The sequence below is a fragment of the Cohnella xylanilytica genome (assembly GCF_014212175.1).
Lineage (GTDB): Bacteria > Bacillota > Bacilli > Paenibacillales > Paenibacillaceae > Cohnella > Cohnella xylanilytica.
Genome location: NZ_JACJVR010000101.1, coordinates 378 through 26236 on the forward strand (window position 1 = coordinate 378; position 25859 = coordinate 26236).

General features: G+C 60.8%; 27 protein-coding genes. 7 read left to right on the forward strand and 20 right to left on the reverse strand.

The window, feature by feature from the left end; all coding sequences use genetic code 11:
* A partial coding sequence (gene pxpB, locus H7B90_RS25215; protein WP_185138667.1) for a 5-oxoprolinase subunit PxpB occupies positions 1-785 on the reverse strand: 785 nt, incomplete at its 3' end.
* A gap of 133 nt (positions 786-918) precedes the next feature.
* Between pxpB and H7B90_RS25220 the strand changes: the two genes are divergently transcribed.
* A complete protein-coding gene (locus H7B90_RS25220; RefSeq protein ID WP_185138668.1) occupies positions 919-1239 on the forward strand; it encodes a hypothetical protein in 321 nt (106 codons plus the stop codon).
* A gap of 18 nt (positions 1240-1257) precedes the next feature.
* On the opposite strand, the gene H7B90_RS25225 is transcribed toward H7B90_RS25220, so the two are convergent.
* From H7B90_RS25225 to H7B90_RS25235, 3 genes are all read right to left on the reverse strand, one after another.
* Positions 1258-1836, reverse strand: a complete 579-nt coding sequence (locus tag H7B90_RS25225; protein ID WP_185138669.1) for a TetR family transcriptional regulator — start codon at positions 1834-1836, stop codon at positions 1258-1260.
* Positions 1833-2456: a hypothetical protein gene (locus tag H7B90_RS25230; RefSeq protein WP_185138670.1), complete on the reverse strand. Its 624-nt coding sequence runs from the start codon at positions 2454-2456 to the stop codon at positions 1833-1835. The genes H7B90_RS25225 and H7B90_RS25230 overlap by 4 nt, the downstream gene beginning before the upstream one ends.
* Positions 2457-2602: 146 nt before the next feature.
* Positions 2603-3571, reverse strand: coding sequence for an aldolase catalytic domain-containing protein (locus H7B90_RS25235; protein ID WP_185138671.1), 969 nt, complete (start codon positions 3569-3571; stop codon positions 2603-2605).
* A gap of 767 nt (positions 3572-4338) precedes the next feature.
* On the opposite strand from H7B90_RS25235, the gene H7B90_RS25240 reads away from it, so the two are divergent.
* Complete coding sequence (locus H7B90_RS25240) at positions 4339-5268, forward strand: transposase (RefSeq protein ID WP_185138672.1); 930 nt, start codon at positions 4339-4341, stop codon at positions 5266-5268.
* A gap of 699 nt (positions 5269-5967) precedes the next feature.
* Here the strand turns inward: H7B90_RS25240 and ssuE are convergent.
* The 5 genes from ssuE to fur all read right to left on the reverse strand — a co-directional run bounded on the left by ssuE (position 5968) and on the right by fur (position 9859).
* The gene (gene ssuE / locus H7B90_RS25245) at positions 5968-6519 is read right to left on the reverse strand and encodes an NADPH-dependent FMN reductase (RefSeq protein WP_185138673.1); all 552 of its coding nucleotides are present in this window, start codon (positions 6517-6519) and stop codon (positions 5968-5970) included.
* Between the two features lie 140 nt (positions 6520-6659).
* On the reverse strand, positions 6660-7259 hold the full coding sequence (locus tag H7B90_RS25250) for a hypothetical protein (protein ID WP_185138674.1): 600 nt from the start codon (positions 7257-7259) through the stop codon (positions 6660-6662).
* Between the two features lie 175 nt (positions 7260-7434).
* Positions 7435-8652, reverse strand: a complete 1218-nt coding sequence (locus H7B90_RS25255; RefSeq protein ID WP_185138675.1) for an MFS transporter — start codon at positions 8650-8652, stop codon at positions 7435-7437.
* Between the two features lie 113 nt (positions 8653-8765).
* Entirely contained in the window at positions 8766-9194 is a 429-nt protein-coding gene (locus H7B90_RS25260; protein WP_185138703.1) for a MerR family transcriptional regulator, read from the reverse strand.
* Between the two features lie 194 nt (positions 9195-9388).
* Positions 9389-9859, reverse strand: a complete 471-nt coding sequence (gene fur / locus H7B90_RS25265; RefSeq protein WP_185138704.1) for a ferric iron uptake transcriptional regulator — start codon at positions 9857-9859, stop codon at positions 9389-9391.
* 180 nt (positions 9860-10039) lie between these two features.
* Here fur and H7B90_RS25270 point away from each other — a divergent pair, with 180 nt between their 5' ends.
* From H7B90_RS25270 to H7B90_RS25285, 4 genes are all read left to right on the forward strand, one after another.
* Positions 10040-10705, forward strand: a complete 666-nt coding sequence (locus tag H7B90_RS25270; RefSeq protein ID WP_246578674.1) for a futalosine hydrolase — start codon at positions 10040-10042, stop codon at positions 10703-10705.
* Positions 10702-11538, forward strand: coding sequence for a 1,4-dihydroxy-6-naphtoate synthase (locus H7B90_RS25275; protein ID WP_185138677.1), 837 nt, complete (start codon positions 10702-10704; stop codon positions 11536-11538). The genes H7B90_RS25270 and H7B90_RS25275 overlap by 4 nt, the downstream gene beginning before the upstream one ends.
* Before the next feature lie 191 nt (positions 11539-11729).
* Positions 11730-12779: a permease gene (locus tag H7B90_RS25280; RefSeq protein WP_185138678.1), complete on the forward strand. Its 1050-nt coding sequence runs from the start codon at positions 11730-11732 to the stop codon at positions 12777-12779.
* A gap of 19 nt (positions 12780-12798) precedes the next feature.
* Complete coding sequence (locus tag H7B90_RS25285) at positions 12799-13854, forward strand: TIGR03943 family putative permease subunit (RefSeq protein ID WP_185138679.1); 1056 nt, start codon at positions 12799-12801, stop codon at positions 13852-13854.
* A gap of 76 nt (positions 13855-13930) precedes the next feature.
* Here the strand turns inward: H7B90_RS25285 and H7B90_RS25290 are convergent, their stop codons facing one another.
* From H7B90_RS25290 to H7B90_RS25330, 9 genes are all read right to left on the reverse strand, one after another.
* A complete protein-coding gene (locus H7B90_RS25290; protein WP_185138680.1) occupies positions 13931-15145 on the reverse strand; it encodes a GTP-binding protein in 1215 nt (404 codons plus the stop codon).
* A 40-nt stretch (positions 15146-15185) separates the two neighbouring features.
* The gene (locus H7B90_RS25295) at positions 15186-16109 is read right to left on the reverse strand and encodes a metal ABC transporter substrate-binding protein (protein ID WP_260411219.1); all 924 of its coding nucleotides are present in this window, start codon (positions 16107-16109) and stop codon (positions 15186-15188) included.
* 681 nt (positions 16110-16790) lie between these two features.
* Positions 16791-17747 carry a metal ABC transporter permease gene (locus H7B90_RS25300; protein WP_185138682.1) on the reverse strand — a complete coding sequence of 319 codons (957 nt, stop codon included), beginning with the start codon at positions 17745-17747 and terminating at the stop codon, positions 16791-16793.
* Positions 17690-18400, reverse strand: a complete 711-nt coding sequence (locus tag H7B90_RS25305; protein ID WP_185138683.1) for a metal ABC transporter ATP-binding protein — start codon at positions 18398-18400, stop codon at positions 17690-17692. Before H7B90_RS25305 ends, H7B90_RS25300 begins: the two co-directional genes overlap by 58 nt.
* A 296-nt stretch (positions 18401-18696) precedes the next feature.
* Complete coding sequence (locus H7B90_RS25310) at positions 18697-19149, reverse strand: Fur family transcriptional regulator (protein ID WP_185138684.1); 453 nt, start codon at positions 19147-19149, stop codon at positions 18697-18699.
* A 138-nt stretch (positions 19150-19287) separates the two neighbouring features.
* Positions 19288-20505, reverse strand: coding sequence for an MFS transporter (locus tag H7B90_RS25315; protein ID WP_185138685.1), 1218 nt, complete (start codon positions 20503-20505; stop codon positions 19288-19290).
* 115 nt (positions 20506-20620) lie between these two features.
* Positions 20621-21403: an ABC transporter permease gene (locus H7B90_RS25320; RefSeq protein WP_185138686.1), complete on the reverse strand. Its 783-nt coding sequence runs from the start codon at positions 21401-21403 to the stop codon at positions 20621-20623.
* A 7-nt stretch (positions 21404-21410) separates the two neighbouring features.
* On the reverse strand, positions 21411-22214 hold the full coding sequence (locus H7B90_RS25325; protein ID WP_185138687.1) for an ABC transporter permease: 804 nt from the start codon (positions 22212-22214) through the stop codon (positions 21411-21413).
* The gene (locus H7B90_RS25330) at positions 22211-23194 is read right to left on the reverse strand and encodes an ABC transporter ATP-binding protein (protein WP_185138688.1); all 984 of its coding nucleotides are present in this window, start codon (positions 23192-23194) and stop codon (positions 22211-22213) included. Before H7B90_RS25330 ends, H7B90_RS25325 begins: the two co-directional genes overlap by 4 nt.
* A gap of 98 nt (positions 23195-23292) precedes the next feature.
* Between H7B90_RS25330 and H7B90_RS25335 the strand changes: the two genes are divergently transcribed.
* A complete protein-coding gene (locus tag H7B90_RS25335) occupies positions 23293-24645 on the forward strand; it encodes an acyltransferase (protein WP_260411218.1) in 1353 nt (450 codons plus the stop codon).
* A 54-nt stretch (positions 24646-24699) separates the two neighbouring features.
* Here the strand turns inward: H7B90_RS25335 and H7B90_RS25340 are convergent, their stop codons facing one another.
* Both H7B90_RS25340 and H7B90_RS25345 read right to left on the reverse strand, forming a co-directional pair.
* Positions 24700-25281 (reverse strand): sulfite oxidase-like oxidoreductase, encoded by a 582-nt coding sequence (locus H7B90_RS25340; protein WP_185138690.1) that lies wholly within the window; start codon positions 25279-25281, stop codon positions 24700-24702.
* A gap of 97 nt (positions 25282-25378) precedes the next feature.
* Positions 25379-25810: a hypothetical protein gene (locus tag H7B90_RS25345; RefSeq protein WP_185138691.1), complete on the reverse strand. Its 432-nt coding sequence runs from the start codon at positions 25808-25810 to the stop codon at positions 25379-25381.
* Between the last annotated feature and the right edge of the window lie 49 nt (positions 25811-25859).

The following is a 25859-nucleotide window of genomic DNA, read 5'->3' on the forward strand; positions in this document are numbered from 1 at the left end:
TCCTTTTCCCTTTCCTTTTCCTGCTCCCTCTCCCTTTCTACCTTCCCGTTTGTTCCTGCCTTCCCCGCGATCGCGATCTCTTCCCTGTCCCCATAAGAATCCGGCTCCGCCTCTCTCGCCCGAACGGGCTGGAACCGGATCTTATCGCCCGCGCGTAGCGGGAACGGCTCCTCCGATTCGGGACGGAACAGCCGAACCGGCGTACGGCCGATAATCTGCCAGCCTCCCGGCGAGTCGACGGGGTACACCCCCGTCTGGACTCCCGCGATCCCGACCGAGCCCGCCGGCACCCGCTTGCGCGGATTCGGGCGGCGGGGCTGGGCCAGCTCCTCCGGCATTCCCGCCAAATACGGAAAACCCGGGGCGAAGCCAATCATCGCCACGTCGTACTCCGTGCCGGAGTGGAGCTCGACGAACCGCTCCTCCGTCAAGCCGCTTCGCTCCGCCGCCGACGCGAGATCCGGCCCGTCCTCTCCGCCGTAATAGACGGGGAGAACGACCGTCCTTCGGCCTTCGAACTCCCCTCCCGCAATGTCGGCAACCGTCTCCAGCAGAAAAGCCGCGGCTTCTTCCGGCGATCGTCCGTCCTCCCGGCCATCCGGCTCCCGCCAATCCGCATAGACCGTCACCGAATCGTACGCGTGCACCGCGTCCGTAATCCATGGAACGCGGCGGCAGCGGGATGCCGCTTCGGCCAGAACGGAAGGAAGCCTATCCCGCGAATAACCCCGGGGGCGCAGCGCGAATCCGGCGTCCCCCAGCGGCGCGATGGTCCACTCTCCCATGCTTCTCCCCCTTATCCAAGAGGCCTCCCGTTTGCCAAAACCCGCCCCCTCCGGCTACAATCTTCAAGAACGCGTCTCGCCCCGGCTTCGCCGCGCGAGCGATCTCATCAAGCCCATCGGGAGTTGTCGCTTAATGGAGAACTATGAATTGGCATCCTTGAAAATGTCGCAGAACGAAGAGAACTGGACACTCTCGTTCGAGAGGGCCAAGCTGATGGTCATTCACGAATACGGAACGTTATCCTGGTATATCGATATCGACGGAATTTCGGACGAAGAGCTGCTGAACCGATTCGCCCGGTCCGAGGAGATCGCCGTCGCGGTACGGACCGTCACGATCGGAGGCAAGAACCTGAACGGGGACGGCTATTTCCATCCCAACCCGGCCCACCGCGCCGCCGCCATCCGCGGCATCGGCGAGTTGGAGGGCTATGCTTCGAGCCCTTCGCGTTAGTCTAAACAAGTAATTGCGTCAAGCCCGGAGCCCTTGGAAAAAAACGTCGAACTGAAGCGTCATCCGCTCTTCGAGCGAGACTTGCTCCTGTTCCAGAACCCAGAGCATCAGCACGCCGTAGTAGCATTGAACCGCCATCCGGGCGATGCATTCCGCGGACACGTCCTTGCGGATCTCGCCCCGCTCCTGCCCTTCCGCCAGAATCGGCGCCAGATAAGCCAGGAACTCCCGGCTTCTCTCCGACTGCGCCAAGCCCAGCCTCGGTTTGCCGTACGTGCCTTGAAGCACGGCCCGGGTCACCGACGGCGTCATCGGGAAGTTCCGAGCGTAGGCGAGCAGGCTGTCGCGGAGCCCGCCGACGATCGATCCCGCCGCTTCCCGCTTGCTCTCGATCACGTTCATCAGAATAAAGCCCTGCAGCTCGAGAATCATGTCCTCTTTGGACGCGAAATAGTTAAAAAAAGTGCCCTTGGCCACCTTGGCCCTGTTCGCGATCTGCTGCACCGTCGTCGACTCGTAGCCCTGCTCCTCGAACAGCTCGATGGCCGACTCGATAATGCGGTGACGGGTGTATTTTTTCTTATCTTCCCGGTTCATGCCTCGTCCCCCTCCCGGCCCTCCTGCCGAAGCAGGCCTTCCAGGTAGCGGACGATGCTCCTCAGCTCCAACAGCTGCAGTTGCTCCAAGACTTCCTTCGCCTCTTCCCCTCCGACGCGGGACTGCCGAATGGCGACCGCCTCCAGGAACAAATACGGGTTCCATTCCCCTTGCTCCGCCATGGCGTTCAAGGCGCTCCCCGCCTCCGCGTCTACTTCCGTCCAATCCTTCCCTTCGAGCAGGCGGGACGCCCGCGCCTGCAAGCCGTAGTAAGCGGGATGATGGCCGGCGTTCCGCAGCCAATATCTCGAATTGGCGTAATCGCCTTCCCGCCGGTGAACGATGCCGTGCAGCAGATCGAAGGTCGGAATATATTCGAAAAGTTGGACAATTCGGTGCGCGCTTTCGAGGCTGTCGTTCCATAGATGAAGCGCCGTCGCCATCGCTTGAACGGCTTGGGAAGCTTCCTTGTCCCGCGGGTCGTCTCCGGGAACGCGGGCGGCAAGCTCCGCGATCTCCTCGTCCAGACCGGGCTGCCAGACGTGACGCGGCGCGAGCGGGGGCGGATAAGGCCGGCTCTCCAACGCCGAGATTAGACGTTCGATCGAATTGGGGTTCATGCTTCGACGCTCCTCTCCGGTAAAGCGTTAAACGAGCAATACGTTTATCTATCACCTTATCCCATCGCGCGGGATTTGTCGAGATGCGCGGCGGTTTGTAAAAAAAGGAGGCTCTCCGCGGGGAGAACCTCTCTTGGTCGTCGGCTTCAGGACTTCGGGAACGTCTCCGGCGTCGTCAGCTTGTCGTAGAAATTCAAATATTCGTCGCGTTCGGGAGACGCGCGCCATGCCATGGCCGAGCGGGGATGCTCGTCCAGCACGCCCGTGAGCATGTACGGGATCAGGTACCCCCACTCCTCGCGCTGGCGAAGATCGACCATGTGGCGCTCGATCACGCCCAGCAGCGGGCGAAGGTTGTAGTCGGATTTGGCCAGCTTCGCGAGCAGCAGCTCCGTGTGGCAGTTGCCCGCCGCGCGTCCCATTCCGTAGACGGAAGCGTCCAGCAGCTCGACGCCCATCTCGGCCGCCGTCAGCGTGTTCGCGAGAGCGAGCTGCATGTTGTTGTGCGTGTGCACGCCCAGCCGCTTGTGCTTCAAGCCGCGGCGGAATTTCTCCACCAGATAGCGGATGTCGTCCGGATCCAGGCTGCCGTAGGAATCGACGATGTACACGACGTCGATCGGGCTCTCGCTGATCATCGACAGAGCCTCGGTCAGCTCGTTGTCCATGACGTTCGACAGAGCCATGATGTTGATCGTCGTCTCGTAGCCGCGCTCGTGGAACAGCGTGGCGAGCTCGATCGCCTTCGCCGTGTCTCTGGCGTAGCAAGCGACGCGGATCAGGTCGAGCAGAGAATCGCTGCGCGGCAGGATGTCGTTCTCGTCGACGCGGCCCACGTCCACGAGCGCCGACAGCTTCGTTTTTTTCTTTTCCGGAATGACCTTGCGCAGGAAGTCGTCGTCGAGGAAGCGCCAAGGGCCCGCGCCTTCCGATCCTTTAAGCAGCTTGGGGGAATTTTTGTAGCCGACCTCCATGTATTCGACGCCCGCTTCGTTGAGCGATTCGTACAAATCCCGGACGAACTCGACGCTGAAATCCCAATTGTTGACAAGCCCGCCGTCGCGAATGGTGCAGTCGACGATTTTGCAATGGCTCGTTTTGCTGTGAACCGTCATGATTCGATTACTCCTTTGCTCGATCTGTTGCGAACCTGTATGAACATGGTACTTAGTTTATAACGAAAACCATCGGTTTAACAAGGGACTCTCCCAACTTGCCCCAGTCCCTTCGCCCTCTCTCCTGCCTTAGACCGCTATCCCCTTGGCTCAGGTTCGGGGCCGATACTCTTTTTCTACCGTCGCCTCAATCCGTTCCCCCATCCCGCTATCCCCTTCGCTCAGACGCTCCACCGCCTCACCGTTCTCCCGCTTCCCCAGACAACTATCCCATCCGCTCAGGTCCGGCCCCTGTTGCGCATCTCTCTTCCCGTCTCCTCGTCCCGCTATCCTTATAGCACGAGCCCCGCCAAGCTCTCCTCGCCCGCCGCCTCATCCCCGTATCCCGCTCGCTCAGGCGCCGGCCCTCCCCTCGATTTCTTCTCCTTCATCCCTCTATCCCCAGCATTCAGGGCTTTCAGTTAGCGGCCGTATGAGATCCCCCTTGACCTTGCACCTTATCCCTTCTAATCAGGAGCTTGCCTCCCGCACTCTCCTTATCTCATGCCCTTATCCCTTTCGGTCAGGATTTTTCTTCTTCCCGATAGTCACCGCATGCTCTACCTCGCGCCCTCAATCTTCTCCATGCAACTTCAGCGCCGTAATGCTCATTGGTCCTCTTTCACCTCATTTTTTCCTCCATAATTCCATTTTAGTATTGATATGCGAACAAACGTTTGGTATAATGAAAACAGAAAAACCCGATGCGACAGGGAGGGAAGCAACGCATGATTCCGGAAAATGCCGCCTACGAGGAGTTCTGCGAACGATTCGGCACCGATGAAGTTTGTTCCGAGGCGCTGTATCAAGCTCGATGGCCGAACGGCTTCCGTTGCCCCGCTTGCTCCCACTCCCGTTGCTACCTTATTTCGACGCGTAGATTGCCTCTGTACGAATGCGTATCCTGCAAACGCCAAACCTCCGTCACCGCCGGAACCGTTATGGAAGGAAGTTCGACACCCCTGCCCCTCTGGTTCCGAGCCTTTTATTTATTGTCCCGCCCGTCCGGCATAAGTTCGTCGCGCCTGTCCGAGCTGCTCGGAGTCACGTACAAGACGGCATGGCTCATCTCTCACAAAATCCGCCACGCCCTTCAACAAGCGGACCAGGAAGAGGCGCTGACGGGCGCCGTTCGGGTGGAGACGTTCAACTACGGTTCGTTTCTGTACCTGGATGCTCAACAGCCGCTTGTGATCGGCGCAGCTCTCAACGAGGAAGAACAACCTATCCTTGTCAAAATCAAACAACCAGACCCGGCTCATGTTCATAGCCGCAGAAGACAGATTGAGAAGGCTGGGATCGACGCATTCGTATCCGATCATACCGACGGGCGAAATGTTCGTACGCCGGCTCGTTTCGATAAATCGCTGCCTTCCTTGACCGGCTTCAAACGAGGGGCCTGCGCTTGGCTGAATTTTACTTTTAACGGCATCGGAGCCAAGCATCTGCAGGCTTACTTGGATGAGTTCTGCTTCAGAATCAACGCTATGCTGCGAGATATCCCCGTTTTGAATCGGCTTATTCGCTTGTGCGCCGCGACAAACACCCTGATATACAAGGTACTGATTCGAGAGAAGCCCGTCCTTCCCGTTCCCTGGCGAATCTGGGGCAGCCGCGCCAAGTGGAAGGGAAAACACCTCAGCGCCTGGACAGCCTAACGGTTCGCTGTTCTCCTTCGTTTATAACTGTCCGTCCCAAAAGTTATTGTTTTTTGCATGCTTCTATGCTCTTTTCTATTTCGACCGCGACTTGCTGTGCTCTTTGTTTTCCACTCCTGTCTGTCCCTCAAAGAGGAACAAGGTTGTTGGCACATTTTCCCCTTCATTTTCGCTCGTGGCAGGATCGGTTTCCCGCCCTTGTCTGCCTCCGTATGGCTGCCTATTCTCGTCGGATTCGACGATATTGGCTGCCGCTTAGGTTGCTACAAGGATCCGCTTTGACGGGTCTTCAGCACTGATGGGGCTTCTGCACTGATGGGGCTTCTCCCCTGATGGGCCTTCTCTCCTGATGGGTCTTCTGCGTTGAGGATCTTCTGCACGGTTTTACTGCAGTGACGGTTCTATTGCGATGTCGGGTCTTCTGTGATGGGACTAAGCGGCCCCCGTGACTTCCTGAGCGGAGGGGATTATGGTATGTCGGGGTGCGATGCGGAACGTGGGCTAAGCGGGATGAGAGGGATCTCCGAAACTTCCTGAGCGGAGGGGATAATGGTATGTCGAGGTGCGATGCGGAACATGGGCTAAGCGGGATGAGAGGGATCTCCGAAACTTCCTGAGCGGAGGGGATAGGGGTATGAGCGGGAAAAAAAACAAAAGACCTCGCCGGCCTGGCGAAGTCCCTGTCGTGACCCGAATCGATTAAGCTTTGGCTTTGTTTGTCTGCCAGGCGACTTCCTGGAGAAGAAGACGCACGGATTCGTCGAGACGACCGGCGATGTCTTCGGAGATGTCGGCCGTGCCGTCTTCGTTCCACTTCACCTGCGAATCGAGGACGAACACTCCCGCCAAGATGTTGCGGGGGCCCATCGTGGACAGGACCGGCTTCATGGCGAAGTCGATCGACAGTAGATGGGCGATCGTACCTCCGATGGCGATCGGAAGCACGATTTTGTTCTCGAGCCCCTTCTGCGGGAGCAGGTCGATGTACGCCTTCAGCACGCCGGGGAAGGAGGCCTTGTAGACCGGCGTCGCGACGATGACGGCATCCGCTTCTTCCACGACGCGGTTGGCCGACTTGATGGCTTCGCTGTCGAAGCGCGCGTAGAGAAGATCTTCGGCCGGAAGATCGCGAACCGAGATGACGGAAGTCTCGACGCCGGATGCCGAGGCGATGGAGAGTACCCGGTCCAGAACACCGTGAAGACGGGACCTTTCGGACGGACTGCCGAGAAGAATGACGATTTTGGCCATGGGAATCACGTTCCTTTTCTATCGGTCAAGTTATATCCTACACAATAACTCGGAATTATTCCCCATTATACGTTTCCTATCTCAGCCAGTCAAGGCTGGCATCGCGGCTGTGTATCGCGGCTGGGAGCGAAAGATCGTGTTTACGTATTTTGCGGCCGATTGTTCGCTTCGATGTCGTCGATCTCTTTCTCGTGCCGCGCTATCGTGTTGCCGTGTCCGAATACGAGGAGTCCTTCGCCGTTGGACAGCCGAAGCTCCAGCTCCTGAGTCTGCGGGATAAAGCGGAAACCGAAGGCGAAGGCGGGCGGCTCGATGCCGGCGCCGGCGTTCGCTTGCAAGCCTCCGAACACGAATTCCGTACCGTCCCTTAGCTTCTCCGTGTGGACGACGGACACTTGGTCGAGGGTGAACGGAATGTCTCGGCCCTTGATCGTCAACGTTCCCTTCCCTTCGGCAAGCGTGAAGTCTCCCTTCCGGTTCAGCGAGAAGTCGAGGCGCACGTCCGCCTTCGTCCGCTCCGACTCGATATAGATGGAGCTCGTTCTCGGCAAGGGGTCGACCTTCGTCCCTTCCGGCGGCGGTTCGAACCGTTCCGCCTTTACGTCAAGGGAATACTGTGCCGCCTCGCGAGCGACTGTGCCGGAGCCCGCCGATTCGTCCGAATGGCCGGCGCAGGCCGCCAGGAGCAGGGTTATCGCCGCGACGACGATCCCGTATCCCCATTTTCGCCTATTCTTCATTCGCCTCTTCCCTTCTGGTTGCCTGCTGCCGATTCCATTGTGACCGGGTGCTGAAGTTGCCGACGCCCTCGTCCTTGCGACGGTCCGAAGCGAGAACCGAAGCGATCTCTCCCGTCGTCGCGGAGGCGACGCCGCAACTGCCGCCATGGATTATACCCGGAGCTGCGAGCGGCGCTTAATGAGCGGCCGCCGTCCGGTCGATATGCTTCAGGTGAAGCCGGCGGCCGATCAGGACGAACACCCCGACGAGCACCATCAGGCCGCCGAAGTAAAACGGAATCTCCGGCGCGAACCATTCGGCCAGCTTGTTCGCCAGCCAGGGCGAGATGCCTCCTCCAAGGAACCGGACGAAGCTGTACGCGGCCGAAGCCGTCGACCGCTCGACGGGAGCGGCCTGCATGACGGCGGTCGTGATGAGCGTGTTGTTGATGCCGAGGAAGATGCCGGCGACGATCGTCCCGACGATAACCGTCGTATGGGAATGATTGTAGGTACCGACCGCCATGACGCCCAGATCGAGAGCGAACAGCGTGAGCATCGCGCTCATCGACTTCACGAGCGAGAAGCGCTTCTGAATCCACGGCGCGACGAACACCGACGTCAACGCCAGCAGCATCCCCCATCCGAAGAAGACGTAGCCGAGCCCGCGTTCCTTGAGCCCCATCTCGTACGGAGCGTAAGCCATCAGGGTGAAGAAGCCGAAGTTGTACAGGAACGCCACGATGCCCAGCGTCAGCAGGGACGGATAAGCCAGCGCCTTGAACGGGTCGGCCAGCGTCGTGCGCTGCTTCGGCTTCGGAATTTTCGGCAGCAGGATCGTAATGGACAGGAAAGCGATCAGCATCAAGACGGCGACGCCGAAGAACGGGCCGCGCCAGGAGATGGAGCCCAGCTCGCCGCCGAGCAGCGGCCCGACCGAGATGCCGACGCCGAGCGCGGCTTCGTACAGGATGATCGCCTTGGCGGTTCCGGAGACGGACAAGCCGACGATGGCGGACAGAGCCGTCGCGATGAAGAGAGCGTTGCCGAGTCCCCAGCCGGCCCGATAGCCGACGATGCCTCCGACGCTGTCGGCCGTTCCTCCCAGGAAGGAGAAGACGACGATAAAGAAGATCCCCGTCAGCAGCGTCCATTTGACGCCGACCCGGCTCGATACCATGCCCGTGATGAGCATGGCCACCCCGGTGACGAGGTTATAGCTCGTAAACAGAAGGGACACCTGGCTCTTCGACGCGTTCAATTGCTCGGCGATCGCGGGGAGAATCGGGTCGACGAGCCCAAGTCCCATGAAGGAAATGACGCAAGCGAAGGCCACGGCCCACACCGCTTTGGGCTGGTTCAGCAGCCCCGCCTTCTCCTTGCGTCTCTCTAATTCCGAATGATTCGCGCTCATGATGCCAACCTCCATGGTGAATAAATGATTTTCATTTTTGCCATAAAAAATAGCCCTGGCGGGCGGAAAAGCAAATGCTTGCAACCGAGCGAGCCCGTATCCCGGAGCCCGGACTATAATGTCTCGAGCCTTCTGCGGATCCGTTCCCTCAGCTCTTCGAATTCGGCCTTGATCGCCTGAATGTTGGCCAGCTTGCTCTCGATCAGCTCCAGCTGCTTCACGAGCGTCTCGTCCATGTCGAGAAGCTTCTCCTTGCGCTCTTCCGGCGTCAACGTATCCGTCAGCTGTCGGTAGTGTTGCCGCTTGCCTTCCAGAATATCGGACGCCTCAACGTACCGCTGCAGCTCCTGAAGAGAGAAGCCGAGAGCGTCCCTCGCGCGGATCAGCTTGTTCAAAGTCTCGATATGCTCGCCGGTATACAGCCGCGTCCCGCCTTCGCTCCGACTGGGAGCCGGCAGCAGCCCGATCTCCTCGTAGTACCGGATAGTCCGCTTCGTCAATCCGCTCATCTTGGCGACGTCGTCGATCTTGTACAGCTCCATGACCCTCTCCTCGGCAGTTCTGCTTGTCGACATCGATTGTACACCCATCTAACGTTAACGTCAACGTTAAATAATTGCGGAAGGCTTCGGCGAACGGGTTAACCTTCTCAGTATGTCCAACGCAAAAAAAGACAGCCTCGTCGGCTGTCCTCATGCGCGCTTATGCGCGCTTATATGCTCCCCCATATTTCCGTTCAGGAGACGGCCTTGCGCGCGCGCTCCCGTTCCTTCGCGTTGCATTCCCGGCAGACGCCGTGGAAGTCGAGGCGATGGTCCGTCACCTTGAACCCGAACTCCCGCTCGATCCGGTTCTCCATCGGCAGCAGCCAGTCGTCCATGATCTCCTCCACCTTGCCGCAACGGGTGCAGATCAAGTGGTGGTGCATGTGCGGCTGATCGTCGCTGCGAAGGTCGAACCGGGCGCCTCCGTCGCCGAAGTTGATCTTCTCGACGATGTGAAGTCCGCTCAGCAGCTCGAGCGCCCGATACACGGTCGCGAGCCCGATATTCGGGTTCTTCGCCTTGACGAGCATGTAAACTTCCTCCGCGTTCAGGTGGTCCTTCTCGTTCTCGAGCAGAACCCGCAAGGTCGCTTCCCGCTGCGGAGTCAGCTTGTATCCTTTATTCAGCAATTGCTTGCTTAATTTATCCATATGTTCCGCAATCGTCATGAGGTCACCCGCCTTTCGGTCTTAATGACGGTTCGCTTAACTCGCTTATTTAGAATAATTCTAATCTGATTGTAACCGATCTTCCGCCAATACGCAAAGCTTTTTGTCGTTTGGGAATTTCGGGTTGAATTTGATAGGATAGATAGAGAGACCGAACGGGAGATGATTCAAGCAATGACGCAAGCAAGCAACATGGAGACAAAGGTGCTGATCATGACCGCCGTCGAAGCCGAGCGGGACGCGGTTGTCCGCGGACTGGGCGGCGCCGCCGGCTACGACGTGCGAATCGCGGGCGTCGGACCCGCCGCCGCGGCCGCCTGCACCGCGGCCGAGCTCTCGTCCGGCGGCTACGGCCTCGTCGTCAGCGCCGGCATCGGCGGCGGCTTCGCCGGACGGGCGAAGATCGGCGACCTCGTCGTGGCCAGCGAGATCGTGGCCGCCGACCTGGGCGCCGAGACGCCGGACGGCTACGCCAGCGTGGACGAGCTCGGCTTCGGCTCGTCGGTCGTTCTCGTCGACGCGGAGCTCGCGCGCCGCTGGACGGAAGCGCTGAACGCGGCGGGGCTCGTCGCCGTGGCCGGTCCGATTCTGACGCTGTCAACCGTCACCGGCACGGCGGAGACCGCCGCGAAGCTGGCCGAGCGGGTGCCCGGCGCCTCGGCGGAAGGCATGGAGGGCTACGGCGTCGCCGTCGCCGCGCGCCAATTCGGCTTGCCGGCGATGGAGATCCGCGCCGTCTCCAACCCCATTGGGCCTCGCGACCGCTCGGCCTGGCGCATCCCCGACGCCCTGCATTCCCTCGAAGCCGCTAGCTCCATTCTGAAGGAGGTTCTACGATGAACATCGCTTACTCCCCATGTCCCAACGATACGTTCGTGTTCCACGCCTGGGCTCACGGCCTGATCCCCGGCGCTCCGGAGCTCGACGTCACTTACGCGGATATCGATAAGACGAACCATTGGGCCGCGGACGGGATCGGCCCGGAAGTGCTCAAGATCTCGTACGCCGCCCTGCCCTGGGTGCTGAAGGACTACGCCTTGCTCCCCTGCGGAGGCGCGCTCGGCCGGGGCTGCGGCCCGCTCGTGCTGACCGCGTCCAGCTCCCAGGATCCCGCTTCTCTGGCCGGCAAACGCGTCGCGGTGCCGAGCGAGCGCTCGACCGCTTACCTTCTGTTCCGGCTGTGGGCGGCCCAGAAGGTTCCCGGCGGCATCGGCGAGATCGTCGTCATGCCGTTCCACGAGATTATGCCGGCCGTCCGGGACGGGAAGATCGACGCCGGCCTCGTCATCCACGAAGCCCGCTTCACGTACCCGAACTACGGCCTGAGCCTGATGGCCGACATGGGCAGCTGGTGGGAAGAGGATACCGGCCTGCCGATTCCGCTCGGCGCGATTATCGTCCGGCGTTCCCTGGACGCGAAGGCGATCTCCGAATGGATCCGCGCCTCCGTGAAGTACGCTTGGGCCCATCCCGACGCTTCGCGCGAATACGTGCTGAGCCACTCCCAGGAGATGGCGCCCGAAGTGGCGAAGCAGCACATCGACCTGTACGTCAACGAGTTCACCGCCGATCTTGGCGAAGACGGCTACGCGGCGATCGAAGGGCTGCTTACGCGGGCCGCGAAGGAAGGGCTCGTTCCCGCCTTCGATCCGAAGCTGCTCCGAATGCCGTAAAGTCAGTCGGACCGCTCCGTTATAGCGACAACTCTCTATCCGAATGCCGCCGCCCCGCGCTTATTCCGACGAATAGCGCGGTTTTTTTTCGTCAAGCGGCTCCCCTAAAATGCTCCTTAAGTCCGTATGCCGGCGGACGGGCCCCCTTTATAATAATCGTAATAATTACTTTTAACAAGGCGGTGCCGAGTTTGCCCGGATCCGTGTACAAGTGGAGTCTCAATCTGGCGACGGCCGGTTGTCTCGTCCTGCTGTATCTCATCTTCTCCGGCCATCGTCTGACCGAGCTGGCCGCGCTGGCCAACATTCCCGGCTCCCAGTGGCAAAACATCAAGACGGTGTTCGTGAGCATCTTCCTCGAGGCCCTCCCCTTTATTCTTCTCGGGGTTCTCGTCTCCTCGGCGCTCCACCTGTTCGTTCCGGAGGATGCGATCCGGCGGTGGATTCCGCGCAACCGGATTCTCGGAGTGACGATCGCTTGCCTGCTCGGCATCGTTCTTCCGGTATGCGAATGCGGGATGATCCCGATCGTCCGCCGGTTGATCCGCAAGGGGATGCCCATTCCCGTCGGGATCGCCTACGTGCTGGCCGCTCCCGTCATCAACCCCGTCACCTACGCGGCGACGGCCATGGCTTTCCCGTCCGACCCCCGCATCGCCATCTATCGTCTGATTCTAGCGTTCATCGCGGCCTTCTGCGCGGGGCTCGTCCTCCATTGGACGCTCAAGGGCAATCCGCTTCGCCCGGAGAAGGGGCATGCGCATCGACATGAGCATAATCACGGCCACGGCCATGCGCATCTCCATACCCGCGATCGTTCAGGCGCCGTCCGGGGCGGCCGGTTCCTCTCCGTCTTCGGCCACGCGGCGGACGAATTTTTCGAGATGGGCAAATTCCTCCTGCTTGGAGCCCTGCTCACCGCGCTCGTCCAAACGTTCGTCAGCCGCGCCGAACTCGTCTCCCTCAGCGGCGGAACGTTCGGCGCCCACGTCCTGATGATGGGCTTCGCGTACGCGATCTCCCTCTGCTCGACGTCGGACGCCTTTGTCGCCTCTTCCTTCGCGGGCGTTTTCCCGAAGGGGGCTTTGCTCGCTTTTCTCGTATTCGGTCCGATGATCGACTTCAAAAACACGCTCATGATGCTAACGGTCTTCCGCGCCCGCTTCGTCGCCAATCTGACCGTTCTCGTCGCCGTCGTCGTCCTGATCGCCTCTCTCGCGGCCGGACGCCTGATCGGCTAGCCCTGAAGGAGGAATGTTCATGACCGAGACTTTGAGCCGCGGCTCGATCGTCGTTCGCCTCGTCCGGGCCGTCATTCTGGCGGGCATCGCTTTCTACATCGTGCATCTGCACAACGCCGGACGCCTGACCTTGTACATCGCTCCGCGAATGACGATTTACGTCAAGCTGGCCGCGGTCGGCCTCTACCTCGTGGCGGCCGTTCTCCTCTTCGAAGCGCTCAGGGCTTGGAACGGCAGCCGCGAAGAGGAAGCCTGCGAGCATTGCGCGGAGCCCGCGCGCCCTTCCGCCTTGCGGCAGTTCGCCCTCTACGGCTTGTTCCTCGTGCCGCTGGCGGTCTTCTTCCTGACGCCGGATACGACGATAGGCAGCGCCATGGCTTCGCAGAAGGGGATGAACCTGAGCAGCGCAGCCGGCATCAAGGAGAAGAACCGCGAGCCGGCTTCTCGGACGGCGGCGGAAGAGGGGACCTCCAGTGAGGCCCCTTCGGTCTCGCCCGACAGCGCCCCTATCCCCTCCGGTCAGGATGGCGGCAATAGAGGGGATGGCGAGGTTGGCGGGGATGGCGGCTATGCGGACAATGGAGGCCTTGGAGGGGGCGGCCGGGACGTCCCCCATTCGTCCGATCCGTTGGACGCCTTGTTCCCGCCGGATCCATTCAGCGAAGCGTACGCCGAATACGGCAAGAAGATTTACGGAAGCCCCCTCATCGAAGTGACCGAAAAAAGCTACATGGAAATCCTGACGACGCTCGATCTGTACTCGGGCGCCTTCGCGGGACACAAGGTCCGTATCTCCGGCTTCGTCTACCGCGATTCGTCCGTCCCGGAAGACAAATTCGTCATCGGCCGCTTCGCCGTCCAATGCTGCGCCGCGGATGCCATGCCCTACGGAATTCTCGTCGACTCTCCCGACGCCGGGCTGCACGACGACAACGAATGGCTGACGATAACGGGCACCCTCGCCACGACGAAGTACGGCGATAACGACGTCCTGCTCCTGAAGGCGGAGGAGGCCGTCAAGATCAAAGCTCCCAAGGACCCTTACGTTTACGGGGATCTGGATTTCGGCACTTGAGCTCGATATCAAAAGCGGACAACGCCAAAACCCCGGCCGGGATGCCTTAGGCCGGGGTGGTTTGCGCTTGCGGGGATCAGCCCGCTCCTAACTCCAATTCCTCCACGGCCGCTCCGGGGAACGGATCGGCCAAGCGGCTCCAATCCGAGGCCAGCTCGGCTTCCGTCAGCAGGCATTCGTCGAGCTGTGCCTCCAGTTCGGCGCGGTCCAGCCCGATGCCGATCAGCACGAGCTTGTTGATCCGGTCGCCGAACCGGGGATGCCACGACTTCTCGAGCTCGGGATCCTCGAGGAACAGCCCCGCCCGCTCGTTCTCCGGCAGAGCCGCGACCCAATAGCCGGCCGGCCCGATCCGGATGGACGGCCCCGCCTGGCTGAACGTCTGCGCGAAGTCGCTTCGCGTCGCCAGCCACAGCGTCCCCTTGGCCCGCACCACTTCGGCCGGCCAGTTCGACATCCACTCCATCAATCGCTCCGGGTGAAAAGGCAACGCCCGTTCGTAGACGAACGAGGAGATGCCATACTCCTCCGTCTCCGGCGTATGATGGGGCTTCTCAAGCTCCTGAATCCACCCCGCGGACCGGCTCGCTTCTTCGAAGTCGAACAGCCCGGTGTTCAGAATCGCCGCGGGGTCGACTCGCCCATTTACGGCGCGGATGAGCCGCGCTTTCGGCTGGAGGGCGCGCAGCACCTTCTCCAACTCGTCCAGCTCCTCCGCCCCGACCCGGTCGCACTTGTTCAGAATGAGCACGTCGCAGAACTCGATCTGGTCGATCAGCAGGTCGACCACCTCTCGCCCGTCGTCCTCCCCCGTCGCCTGGCCCCGCTCGAGCAGCGTCTCGCCCGAGGCATAATCGCTCCAGAACCGGTAGGCGTCGACGACCGTCACCATCGTATCCAGCCGGCACAGCTTCGACAGGTCGATGCCGAGCTCCTCGTCGATATAGGTGAACGTCTGCGCGACGGGCACCGGTTCGCCGACTCCGGTCGACTCGATCAGAATGTAATCGAACCGGCCTTCGCCGGCCAATCTCTCCACCTCGCGGAGCAGATCCTCCCGCAGCGTGCAGCAGATGCAGCCGTTCGACATCTCGACGAGCTTCTCGTTCGTCCGCGAGAGCCCTCCGCCGTCCCGAACGAGCTCCGCGTCGACGTTCACCTCGCTCAGGTCGTTGACGATAACCGCCACCTTGAGCCCGTCGCGATTGTTCAGCACGTGGTTGAGCACCGTCGTTTTGCCCGCCCCCAGATAGCCGCTCAGCACCGTCACCGGTATTGGCCTTTGATTCATTTGTTTTCGCCCTCCTACATGTAATTATTACGATTTGTACTTATTGGTTTAACGCCTTCTTCAGAGCAGCCAAGTTGTTGCGCATAATCCCGATATAATCCAGCCCGTTCTTCCGGTCTTCGTCGGTGAGGCCTTCCAACGGATTCAGCACGTCCGTTGCCGCTCCGATCTCGTCCGCGATCGTCCGGGCCACCTTCGGGTCGACAAGCGTCTCGAAGAAAATCGTCTTCACATCGCGCCGCTTCGCCTCCTTCACGATGTCCGCCATCCGTTCGGGCGACGGCTCCTGATCCGGCGACAAGCCGGAGATCGGCACCTGCGTCAGGCCGTACGCCTTGGCCAAATAGCCGAACGCGGCGTGCTGGGTGACGAACTCCTTGCGCTTCGCGTCCTTGAGCCCGTCCCGGAACGCCTGGTCCAGCTCGCTCAGCTTGGCGTTGAACGCTTCGGCGTTGCTGGCGTAGTCGGCCGCATGCTCCGGATCGGCCTTGGCCAGGGCCGCCTCGATGTTCGAGACTTCCCGCTTGGCCAGGGACGGATCGAGCCAGACGTGCGGATCGAGCTCGTGGCCATGGTCATGATCGCGATCCTCCGCCCCTTCCGCTTCGTCGCCATGACCGTGATCGTCTTCCTCCTCGGCAACCCCTTCCTTCAGGGCGATGCCCTCGCTCGCCTTGACGACGATCCGATCGGCGTTGCCGGCGCTAGCCAGCGCCTTCTCCGCCCACCCTTCGACGATGCCGTTGTACACGAACACGTCGGCATCCGCGATCAGCGCCATGTCCTTGGCGCTGGGCTCCCAATCGTGCGGCTCCGCTCCCGCCGGCACGAGGGCGACGACGTCCGCGTTATCGCCGGCCACCTGCCGGCTGAACTCGTACATCGGGTAGAAGGTCGTCACGACCTTCAGCTTCGTCTCGGCCTCGCCGGAAGCTCCCGAGCTCGCGCCAGCTCCTTCGCCCATCCTTTCGGCCTTATCCCCGCTGCTCAGCTCGGAGGCTTCGGACCCCGCGCTTGCGGCCTTATCCCCGCTGCTCAGCCCGGAGGCTTCGGACCCCGCACCGCCTCCCGTACCCGCGTTCGAACCGCACCCCGCCAGTAGCAAGGCGGCCGTCAAGGTCCAGATCGCCCCTATCGGCCCTCTCGCTCTTCTCGACCTTTTCGACTCTCTTGACTCACTTGCCTCTCTTGCCCTTCTTGACTCTCTAGACTCTTTAGACTCCCTATACTCACTTGCCTCTCTTGACTCTCCTGATCCTGCCGCCCGTTTCGCCGTCTTTATTGCCTGCATGTTCGTCTATTCCTCCTCCTAATGAGTCCAACTTGGATGGACTTGCTCTTGGACTGACCCGCCTCTATGTTTAACTCGATTTTTTATGAACTCGTCTTTCGTTTATCCGACTATTTATAGACTCATCTTTTCGTTTTCCCGACTTTTTAAGGATTCGACTATTATGGACTCGACTTTCGTTTATCCGACTATTTATAGGCTCATCTATTCGTTTACGCGACTTTATTTGCACTCGACTATTATGGTCTCGACTTTCGTTTTATCCGACTTTTAGTACCCGCCTTCGTTTTACTCGACTTTATTTACCCAGCGTTGCATTGACCCGGCATCTCATATCCTCAAAAATCCGTCCACTCAATGAATCGACGTTCCCTTCGGCCAGCGGGGGATCGACTCTCCCGTAATCTCGGCGGTCTCGGCGGTCCCGGCGGTCTCAGCGAGCCAAGCCGACTTAGCCGCCTCCCCCGCCCCCTCTGCCCGTCCGCGCACGCGGCCGCGCCTCTTGCTCGCCCTGACCGCGATCTTCTTCGCGAAGAGGCCGACGATCAATACGAGCAGCAGCGAGAGCGCGATCGTCCCGCCCGGCGGCGTGCTGAGCCGATACGAAGCCGTCAGCCCGGCGAAGACGCCGGAGACGCCGACGGCGGCCGCGATCCAGAGCGCCGCCGCGAAGCTTGGCGCGATCCGGATCGCCAGCGCCGCCGGCAGGACGATCAGCGCCGAGACGAGCAGCACGCCGACGATCGGCATCGCGGCGGCCACGATCATGCCGGTCGCCACGCTGAACGCCATCGACAGAGCCGATACCGGCAAGCCGTTCGTCCGGGCCGTCTCCTCGTCGAACGCCATCTGGTACAGCGGACGCCGCAGCAGCCAGAAAAACAGCGCTCCCGCGACGGCCACGCAGAACATCAGGACCAGCTCCGAGCGGCCTACCGCGACGACCGAGCCGAACAAGTACGACGAGAAGCTTCGGTTCGCGCTCGGGCTCAGGCTCATCAGAATGACGGCGGTCGACAGCCCTCCCACCATGATGATGGCGACGGACACGTCGCTATACGTCTTGTACGTCCGGCGGACGTACTCCACCGCGATCGCTCCGAGGATGGCCACGACGAAGCCGGCGATCGTCGGATGTACATACAGATAGGCGCCCGCGGCGATGCCCGCGAGCGAGACGTGCGACAGCATATCCGCCATCAGGGCTTGCCGCCTCAGCATCAAGTAGACGCCCAGCACCGACGCGACGACCGCTACGAGCGCGCCGGCGCAAAATGCCCGCTGCATGAAGTCGTATCGCAGCATCTCCATCCCCCGTCCTCCTTCCTCTCCAGTTCCACGACTCGGTCCAGATAAGGCCGAACCTCCGTCAGGCCGTGCGTGACCATCAGCACCGTCCGCCCGTTCTCCCGGACTTCGCGATGCATGAGCTCGTAGAAGCCGTACCGGTTCTCCTCGTCCATCCCGGTCGTCGGTTCGTCCAGCGCGAGCAGCTTCGGGTCCATGGCGAGCGCCCGCGCGATGCAGACGCGCTGCTTCTGCCCTCCCGACAGCTCGCCGATCCGGCGGCCGCGGAGGTTCCACATCCCCACCTGCCGAAGCGCCTCCTCCGTCCGCTCGCGGTCCTCCTTCGTCGTTCTCCGAAGCCACGAGCCCCGGGCGAATCGGCCCGAACGGACGAACTCCTCCGCCGTGCTCGGGAACCCGCCGTTGAACGCCGCGATCTGCTGCGGCACGTACCCGACGGAGCGGCCGCGCCCTTCGTTCCGTTCGCCCGGCCAGCGCACCTCGCCCGTCCACGGCTTCAGAAGCCCGAGCAGCAGCTTGAGCAGCGTCGTCTTCGAAGCCCCGTTCGGCCCGGTCAGCGCGACGAACTCCCCCTGCAGGAGGTCGAGATTGGCATCGACCAGGCACGGAGCGTCCGAGTAGCCGAACGTCACTTCCTTCATGGACGCCAGCAACATTCGCGTTCCTCCCCCGACGTTCAATATATGTAATTATTACGATTAGAAAACGAGTCGTTACCGCGACAAATCCCTTATTGCCGCCCAAGCCCTTTCGTTTAATCGTAATTATTACGTATTAACAGTGTAGCAACGGATGTCTCGTACGTCAACGCCCATCTTCCGCCGAGCCGCCCGATATAACCGAAAATCCCGCTCGAAGCCGGGCGATGGCAAGCCGGCAGGAGCGGGATCGGCGGCGAGGCCGCAGGACTCTCTCGATGCGCCGCAAGCGCGATTCCAAGGCCTCGGCGAACTTACTCCGCGCTCGTGACCGCGGCCGCTTCCTTCTGGCATTCTTCGCAGATGCCGTAAATCTCGAAGCGGTGGTTCACGATTTTGTAGCGGCCGGGCAAATCGAGCGATTCCTTCATCGGACAGAAGTCGAAGGTCAGCGTCTTCTCGCAATTCATGCAGATCAGGTGATGGTGGTGGTGATCCAGGCAGGAAGCCTTGAACTTCAAACCGCCTTCCATGAAGTAAAACTGCTCCAGGACGCCCATCTCGCTCAGCATCCTCAAGTTGCGGTACACGGTATCGAAGCTGACGCTCGGGTATTTGGCGGTCAGCTGGTCGTAGACGTCCTTGGGCGACAAGTAGCTGTCCGTAGCGGAGAAAATCTGGGCGAGCGTCCGTCGCTGGTCGGTAATCCGCCAGCCGTTGCGGGCCATCATCGCCAGCATCTCCTGCGCTTTGTTCGAATCCGCCATGGCAATTCCTCCCCTCATCCTGGAGTCGGATCGACGGCTTGCTCCCGATCGGGCTCGCGGCCGTCCAAGGCCGGAGCTTCGCATAAGCTAATAATAGCAGGAATCTTTCCGATCCGACAAGGCGCGGGGCCCCGCGCCTTACGCCGCGTCCCGGCGCACCGGGGCCGAACGGGAGAAGCGAACCCGGTGGACGGCCCAGACGAGGAACCCGAACAGCATCGCGCCGCCTCCCGACAGGCAGACGCCTCTCCATCCCCACTCGTGCCAAGCGAAGCTGCCCAGAGAAGAGCCGACCGCCCCTCCGAGGAAGGTCGTCACCATCTGAACGGTGTTGAGGCGGCTCCGCGCGGGCGGATCGAGCGCGTAGATTCTCGTCTGGTTGGCGACCTGCGTCCCTTGCACGCCGAGATCGAGCAGCACGACGCCCGCGATCAGCGCCGCGAGAGAGCCGCCGAGCGCTCCGAACAGAAGCCAGGACAGCAGGTTGAGCGCGAGGAGGACGCCGATGATCCGCGAGATCCGGAAGCGGTCGGCGAGCCGCCCGACGAGCGGGGCGCCCAGCGCGCCCGCGGCTCCGATCAGCCCGAACAGCCCCGCGACCTGGCTGCTGTAGCGGTAGGGCTCTCCCTCCAGATAGAACGACAGCGCCGTCCAGAAGATGCTGAACGCCGCGAAGTTGGCCGCCCCGATCAGCGCCGACTCGCGCAGAACGGCGTGCCTTCGCACGAGGCCGAACATCGAGCCGAGCAGCTGCCCGTATCCGAGCGTCTGAGACGGCACGTTCTTCGGCAGCTTCATCCGCAGCAGCGCGAGCAGGACGAGCATCGCCGCAGCGGCGATCCCGTACATGACGCGCCAGCCCCAGGTGCCTCCGATGAGGCCCGATACCGTTCGCGTCAGCAGAATGCCGAGCAGCAGGCCGCTCGTCACCGTGCCGACGGCCTTGCCCTGCCCGCCGGGAGCGGCCAAGGTGGCCGCAAGCGGAATCAACACCTGCGGCACGATCGTCGTCAGCCCGACGGCGACGCTGGCGGCGTACATCCAGATCAGGTTGGGCGCCGCCGCGACCCCGATCAGGGAGACGCAGACGAGCGCCAGCAGGACGGAGATCAGCCCTCTCCGTTCCTTGATGTCTCCCAGCGGCACGAACAGGAACATGCCCGCCGCGTAGCCGATCTGGGTGCACGTCGAGATCACCCCCGCCTCGTCCGGCCCGACGCCGAACGAGCGCCCGATATCCGCGAGCAGCGGCTGGTTGTAATACAGGTTGGCCACCGTCATGCCGGCGGAGAAGGCCATCAGCAGCAGCATGCCCCGCGACAGTCCGGCTTGTCTCTCTTGGACTCCATCCTTCATTTTCTACGGTTCCCTCACTCGTCGTTCAGCGATGTCAAAACTTGCTCTATTGTACCATGGAGAGGGTCGGAAGCCGCCGATATTTTTCATGTGTCGAACGAATGAGTCGCCCGGGTCAGGAGCCCGTCGACCGGTAATGCCGCACGCCGATCAGCCAGACCGCCAGGCACGGCAGCAGGAACAGGACGCCCGCGAGGGGCATCGCCATGTACCCGGCGGGGTGGCCGTGCGCCCTCCCGAGCACGTAGAGCAAGGGCAGGTAGTTGACGCACCCGAACGGGATGACGAACGTGAAGAAGACGGTGACCCATTTTTTATAGATATCCAGCGGATATTGCGCCATCTCCCGCCCGCCGTCCGTGAAGATGTTCCCGATCTCCAGCCCCTGGACGGTCCAGAAGCAGAGCGTGGCGAAGAGCATGTAGATCCCCGTGAAAATAAGCACGCCGCACGCGACCATAAGCGCGAGCGTGACCGCTCTCGGCGCGTTCCAGTCGATAGGCAGCTTCGCCAGCGCCCAGACGAGGACGATCGCGCTCTGCAGCAGACGGCCGAACCGGGTGAACTCGAATTGCGAGCCGAGCACCTGGAGCGCCGTGCTGCGCGGGCGGACGAGCAGGCGGTCGAAGCCTCCGCTTGCGATCAGCCCGGAGAACATGTCGAAGCCTCGGGCGAAGCATTCGCTCAGCGAGAACGCCAGGTGGATGACCGCGAAGACGAGCGCCGCCTCGTAGAACGTCCAGCCGCGGAGCTCGCCGAACCGCTCGAACATCAGGTACATTCCGGCGAAGACCGAGAACGGAATGAAGAACTGGCCGAACGTCAGCAGCCAGAACGACGCCCGGTATTGCAGTTGGGACTTGAACAAGATCGACAAGTATTTGAAGTAGAGAACCATGGCTCGATCAGCCTCCTTGTACGACGATTCGCCGCAGCGCTCTTCGCAGGGTCCAAGCGCCGGCCGCCGTCAGCGCCGCGATCCAGACGAGCTGCGCCGCGATGCCCCATAAGGCTTCGCCGGCCGGGATGTCGCCGCTGTAGACGCGGAACGGGAAGTCCGCCGTCCAGCGGAACGGCAGGAAGCCGGCGACCGTCTGCAGCCAATGAGGCATAAGCGGGACGGGGATGATCATGCCGGCGAAGAATTCGCCCGCCACGGAGATCATAAGCGTCGAGCCGACCGGCGACAGCGTCCAGAAGACGGAGATGTAGATGAACATCGAGACGCCGACGACGACCAGGAGGCCGAGCGCAAGGGCGGCCAGGAACAGGACGAACGCCTCGGGACTCGCGGGCGGACTCAGCCGGAAGGGCTTCGGCAGGAAGAAGACGATAAGCAGAATCGGGAAGCAGCGCAGCGTCGCGCTCGACAGGCGCTGGCCGAGCAGCTTCGCGTACCAGAACGAATAGAGGCCGCACGGCCGGCACAACTCGTAGGCGACGTTGCCGCTCGTGATGAGCTGGAAGATCTCGTTGTCGCGGAACCACAGCATAATGAGCGAGAGGAAGATCTGCTGCAGCCAAACATAGGAGACGAGGCGGTCCAGAGGCATCGGGGGCTCCGCCGCGCTCCCGCTATAGAAGGCTTGGAAGATCATGAGGAAGATCATTCCGAAGAACAGCTGAGTGGCGATGCCGGCGATAGCGGCCGAGCGGTACTGCATCCCGAGGATGAACCGCAGCTTCCAGACGGACAGATACGGCCTCATATCCGATGCTCCCGGTACAGCTCGACGATCAGCTCCTCCACCGGCTTCGCCTCGATCGCGACGTCGAGCAGCTCGGCTTGCTCGGACAGCCGCGACAGCACGTCCGCGATCCGCGTCTTCCCGGTGTCGACGCGGAACACCGCCCGCTCCGGCGACCAGGAGACCGATTCGGCCCCTTCGACGACGAGCGGGCCCTGGCCCGAGCCTCCCCGATAGTCGACCGTGACCGTGCGCTCCGTCCCGAACCTGCCCCTAAGCTGCTGCAGCGTTCCGTCGTAGAGCAGCGTTCCTTTGCCGATCAGCAGGATCCGGTCCGCCAGCGCTTCGATGTCGCTCATATCGTGCGTGGTGAGGATCACCGTGACTCCCTTCTCGCGGTTGATCGTCCGGATGAAGTCGCGGACGGCGAGCTTGCTGACCGCGTCCAGGCCGATCGTCGGCTCGTCCAGGAACAGGACGCTCGGCCCGTGCAGCAGCGACGCGGCGATCTCGCACCGCATCCGCTGGCCGAGGCTGAGCTGCCTGACCGGCGTCTCGAGCAGGCCGCCCAGGTCCAGCGTCTCCGTCAGCAGCGCCAGATTGCGCCGGTATTCGTCCGGCGGAATGCGGTAGATGTCCTTCAGCAGCTGGAAGGAGTCGATGACGGGCACGTCCCACCAGAGCTGGGAGCGCTGGCCGAACACGACCCCGATATGGCCGACGTAGGCGGTTCTCTCCTTCCAAGGCGTATAGCCTTTGATCGTGCAGGAGCCGCGATCCGGCACCAGAATGCCGCTCATCACCTTGATGCTCGTCGACTTGCCCGCTCCGTTCGGACCGATGTAGCCGACGATCTCGCCCTCTCCGATCGAGAATGTGATATCCTTGAGCGCTTCGACGACCGTATGCTCGCGGAAGATCAGCGATTTGGCGGCCTGACGCAGCCCCGCGGCGCGCCGGGCCACCTTGAACGACTTGCTGATTCCTTGCAATGAGATCAAACCATTCTCCTCCTTTTTTGAGATGCTGAAAAAATATATCCAAAATTCGCCCAAAAGTATAGACTTATATTCATCCTTCGGTTATACTAATATTATAGATGGCGAGGACATCTATCTTTTCTTCAAAACTGTCTAAAACAGCCAACCGACACCTACGTGTCGGTTTTTTTGTTGCTATTAGCCCGCTGATACCACATAAAAAAGAAGCCGCCCAAAGGCCGCCCCGTCCTCTCGATCCAACTCGTCTCCCGGCTTCGCCGTCTTCGTGTAGCCCCCCTGTATCCCGCGGGCCTTCCCGCGCGGATAACCTTCCCGTTTACCCCAATCTGTTCGTATGTTACCATTTAGCTAAAAATATCCAAGATAGGAGAGTGGAAGGTTTGGAGGGAGAAGTTTCCCGATCTGGGAGCCAAAGCATTCATTCGCTTGATTTGATGAGGTTCATTGCCGCAATCTTGGTCGTCTGCATACATACGAAGCCCTTGTTGTCCTTTAACGAAGACTTAAGCTTCGGATTCATCTCCTCGATCGCAAGAATTGCCGTCCCCTTCTTCTTCATGACGTCCGGATACCTTTTTTATTCGAAGATCCGCAAGCGGCAAGGCGATCCTCAATATGTCGTTAAATACCTGTACCGTTTAATCCTCGTTTATCTCTTCTGGAGCCTCGTTTACTTCGTCTACCACGCGTACGTCATTTATTCGGAACATCAAGATGTCGTCCAAGGTTTAACGAGCTTCGTCCAGAATTTCTTTTTCGACGGGAGCCATTTTCATCTTTGGTACTTCCCGGCCCTTATTTTCGCGATCGCTCTGTTCTATTGGCTTAGCAGAATGCTGTCCGTCCAGACGATTCTGGCCATCTCCTTCGTCTTTTACCTCGCAGGACTATTCGGGGATTCGTACAGCGGCTTGATCGAGGGGAATTCGGCGTTATCCGGGATTGTAGACGGTTATGAGAGCCTCTTCGTATCGACTCGGAACGGCCTGTTCTTCGGATTGTTCTACGTCTCGCTAGGAGCGTTTATGGCCGTCAAGAAGGCGGCGATTCGACCTTCGGTATCGGCCTTCCTCTGCTGCGTATCTCTGGCGGGGTTGGTTATCGAGTTTTATGTATTGAATACGTACACGGATCCTGTCGATTTCAACATGATGCTGTTCCTGATTCCGTCCGCCTACTTCCTGGTTCATTTCCTTCTGAACGCGAAATGGCCCGATTGGAATTTGGATTACCGCCTGCTGAGAGACAGCAGCGTCCTGATTTATTGCACGCATCCGTTGTTCATGATCGTCTATCCGAAGGTATTCTCCTTGTTGTCCATGAATCTTGAGAAGAACTACAGCTGGCTGTACTTCATGATCACTTTATTATCCTCTTTCGTTTTATCGTTCATCCTCATCCGGTTGCGGCAGAACGAGAGAACGAGCAAGCTCGTCCGTTTAACGTACTGAATGAAAAGGTTAAAGGCCTGCTTGGGGACAGCAGGCCTTTTCCTTCGCCGTTTTCTAGTCGAAGTCGTATCTCTGTTCCAGAAAGGGATCGCCATACATGTGGTAACCGTTCCGCTCCCAGAAGCCCGGCTTGTCGGTCGCCCGGAACTCGACGCCCCTCAGCCACTTCGCGCTCTTCCAGAAGTACAGGTGCGGGACGACCATCCGGACCGGGTAGCCGTGCTCCGGCGTCAGCGTCTCCCCGTTGTGCTTCAGGCCGAAGAAGCTCGTCTCCCGGAGGAAGTCCTCGAGCGGAAGGTTCGTCGTCCAGCCGTGCTCGGCGTGCAGCATGACGTACTTCGCCTCCGGCTTCAGCTTCACCCGCTCCATCACCGTGGAGACGGCCACGCCTTCCCAGACGTTGTCCAGCTTCGACCACGTCGTCACGCAGTGGATGTCGTTCACGAACTCCCGCCGCGGCAGGCTCATGAATTCGTCGAACGGGATCGTCGCTTCCTCCTCCACGAGCCCGAACAGCTTCAGATCCCATCGGCTCAGGTCCTCGTAGTACGGCACCTCCCCGTGATGCAGAACCGGGAACCCCGTCGTGAGCCGCTGCCCCGGAGGCACCCGGCTTCCGATGTCCGACACGCTCATGCTCTCGCTTCCTTTCTCGATTGGCGCTTCCCCCCCCATTATACCCTTTAACCGATCGGAAAAACGAGAGCCTGCGGACGGCCGCGTTCCCTCCCGCTCAAGAGCAGGGGGCGGACGGCCGCGACCGTTGGCCTCTCGCCCGCTTGGCGACGCGGTCCAGAATGTCCATCACTTCGCTCCTCGCCTGGTGGATGAAGCCCAGGATCGATTCCCGCATGTTCTCGGCCGGCTGCTTCGCGACGAGGCGGAGCGTCCTCTCCATGACGATCAGCGACAGGCCGTAGCTCGATTCGTAGCTCTTGACCTCTTCGAAGATCGTGGAATCCAAATACGGCTCCGGCAGCAAAAAGGAGAACAGCAGCACCGGATGCCCGTCCTCCGAATGAACGATCTGGAATTGCTCCCTGAACGGATAGTTGGCCTTGGACCATCGATACTCGGCCGGACTCGGCGCGTCCGCCTCCCACACAGGCTCGAATTTACAAAAGGCCTCTTCGAACAGGTCTTTGTAAAAATCCGATAACCTCATTTCCTTCCCTTCCTCCATTAGCCATTATTCTCTAACGTAAGAATAGGAG

What these genes read in the sequence shown, in the direction of transcription:
- H7B90_RS25220 (WP_185138668.1), top strand. Translation starts at nt 919, where the DNA reads ATGGAGAACTATGAATTGGCATCCTTGAAAATGTCGCAGAACGAAGAG.
- H7B90_RS25225 (WP_185138669.1), bottom strand. Translation starts at nt 1,836, where the DNA reads ATGAACCGGGAAGATAAGAAAAAATACACCCGTCACCGCATTATCGAG.
- H7B90_RS25230 (WP_185138670.1), bottom strand. Translation starts at nt 2,456, where the DNA reads ATGAACCCCAATTCGATCGAACGTCTAATCTCGGCGTTGGAGAGCCGG.
- H7B90_RS25235 (WP_185138671.1), bottom strand. Translation starts at nt 3,571, where the DNA reads ATGACGGTTCACAGCAAAACGAGCCATTGCAAAATCGTCGACTGCACC.
- H7B90_RS25240 (WP_185138672.1), top strand. Translation starts at nt 4,339, where the DNA reads ATGATTCCGGAAAATGCCGCCTACGAGGAGTTCTGCGAACGATTCGGC.
- ssuE (WP_185138673.1), bottom strand. Translation starts at nt 6,519, where the DNA reads ATGGCCAAAATCGTCATTCTTCTCGGCAGTCCGTCCGAAAGGTCCCGT.
- H7B90_RS25250 (WP_185138674.1), bottom strand. Translation starts at nt 7,259, where the DNA reads ATGAAGAATAGGCGAAAATGGGGATACGGGATCGTCGTCGCGGCGATA.
- H7B90_RS25255 (WP_185138675.1), bottom strand. Translation starts at nt 8,652, where the DNA reads ATGAGCGCGAATCATTCGGAATTAGAGAGACGCAAGGAGAAGGCGGGG.
- H7B90_RS25260 (WP_185138703.1), bottom strand. Translation starts at nt 9,194, where the DNA reads ATGGAGCTGTACAAGATCGACGACGTCGCCAAGATGAGCGGATTGACG.
- H7B90_RS25270 (WP_246578674.1), top strand. Translation starts at nt 10,040, where the DNA reads ATGACGCAAGCAAGCAACATGGAGACAAAGGTGCTGATCATGACCGCC.
- H7B90_RS25275 (WP_185138677.1), top strand. Translation starts at nt 10,702, where the DNA reads ATGAACATCGCTTACTCCCCATGTCCCAACGATACGTTCGTGTTCCAC.
- H7B90_RS25285 (WP_185138679.1), top strand. Translation starts at nt 12,799, where the DNA reads ATGACCGAGACTTTGAGCCGCGGCTCGATCGTCGTTCGCCTCGTCCGG.
- H7B90_RS25290 (WP_185138680.1), bottom strand. Translation starts at nt 15,145, where the DNA reads ATGAATCAAAGGCCAATACCGGTGACGGTGCTGAGCGGCTATCTGGGG.
- H7B90_RS25295 (WP_260411219.1), bottom strand. Translation starts at nt 16,109, where the DNA reads ATGGGCGAAGGAGCTGGCGCGAGCTCGGGAGCTTCCGGCGAGGCCGAG.
- H7B90_RS25300 (WP_185138682.1), bottom strand. Translation starts at nt 17,747, where the DNA reads ATGGAGATGCTGCGATACGACTTCATGCAGCGGGCATTTTGCGCCGGC.
- H7B90_RS25305 (WP_185138683.1), bottom strand. Translation starts at nt 18,400, where the DNA reads ATGTTGCTGGCGTCCATGAAGGAAGTGACGTTCGGCTACTCGGACGCT.
- H7B90_RS25310 (WP_185138684.1), bottom strand. Translation starts at nt 19,149, where the DNA reads ATGGCGGATTCGAACAAAGCGCAGGAGATGCTGGCGATGATGGCCCGC.
- H7B90_RS25315 (WP_185138685.1), bottom strand. Translation starts at nt 20,505, where the DNA reads ATGAAGGATGGAGTCCAAGAGAGACAAGCCGGACTGTCGCGGGGCATG.
- H7B90_RS25320 (WP_185138686.1), bottom strand. Translation starts at nt 21,403, where the DNA reads ATGGTTCTCTACTTCAAATACTTGTCGATCTTGTTCAAGTCCCAACTG.
- H7B90_RS25325 (WP_185138687.1), bottom strand. Translation starts at nt 22,214, where the DNA reads ATGAGGCCGTATCTGTCCGTCTGGAAGCTGCGGTTCATCCTCGGGATG.
- H7B90_RS25335 (WP_260411218.1), top strand. Translation starts at nt 23,293, where the DNA reads ATGGCGAGGACATCTATCTTTTCTTCAAAACTGTCTAAAACAGCCAAC.
- H7B90_RS25340 (WP_185138690.1), bottom strand. Translation starts at nt 25,281, where the DNA reads ATGAGCGTGTCGGACATCGGAAGCCGGGTGCCTCCGGGGCAGCGGCTC.
- H7B90_RS25345 (WP_185138691.1), bottom strand. Translation starts at nt 25,810, where the DNA reads ATGAGGTTATCGGATTTTTACAAAGACCTGTTCGAAGAGGCCTTTTGT.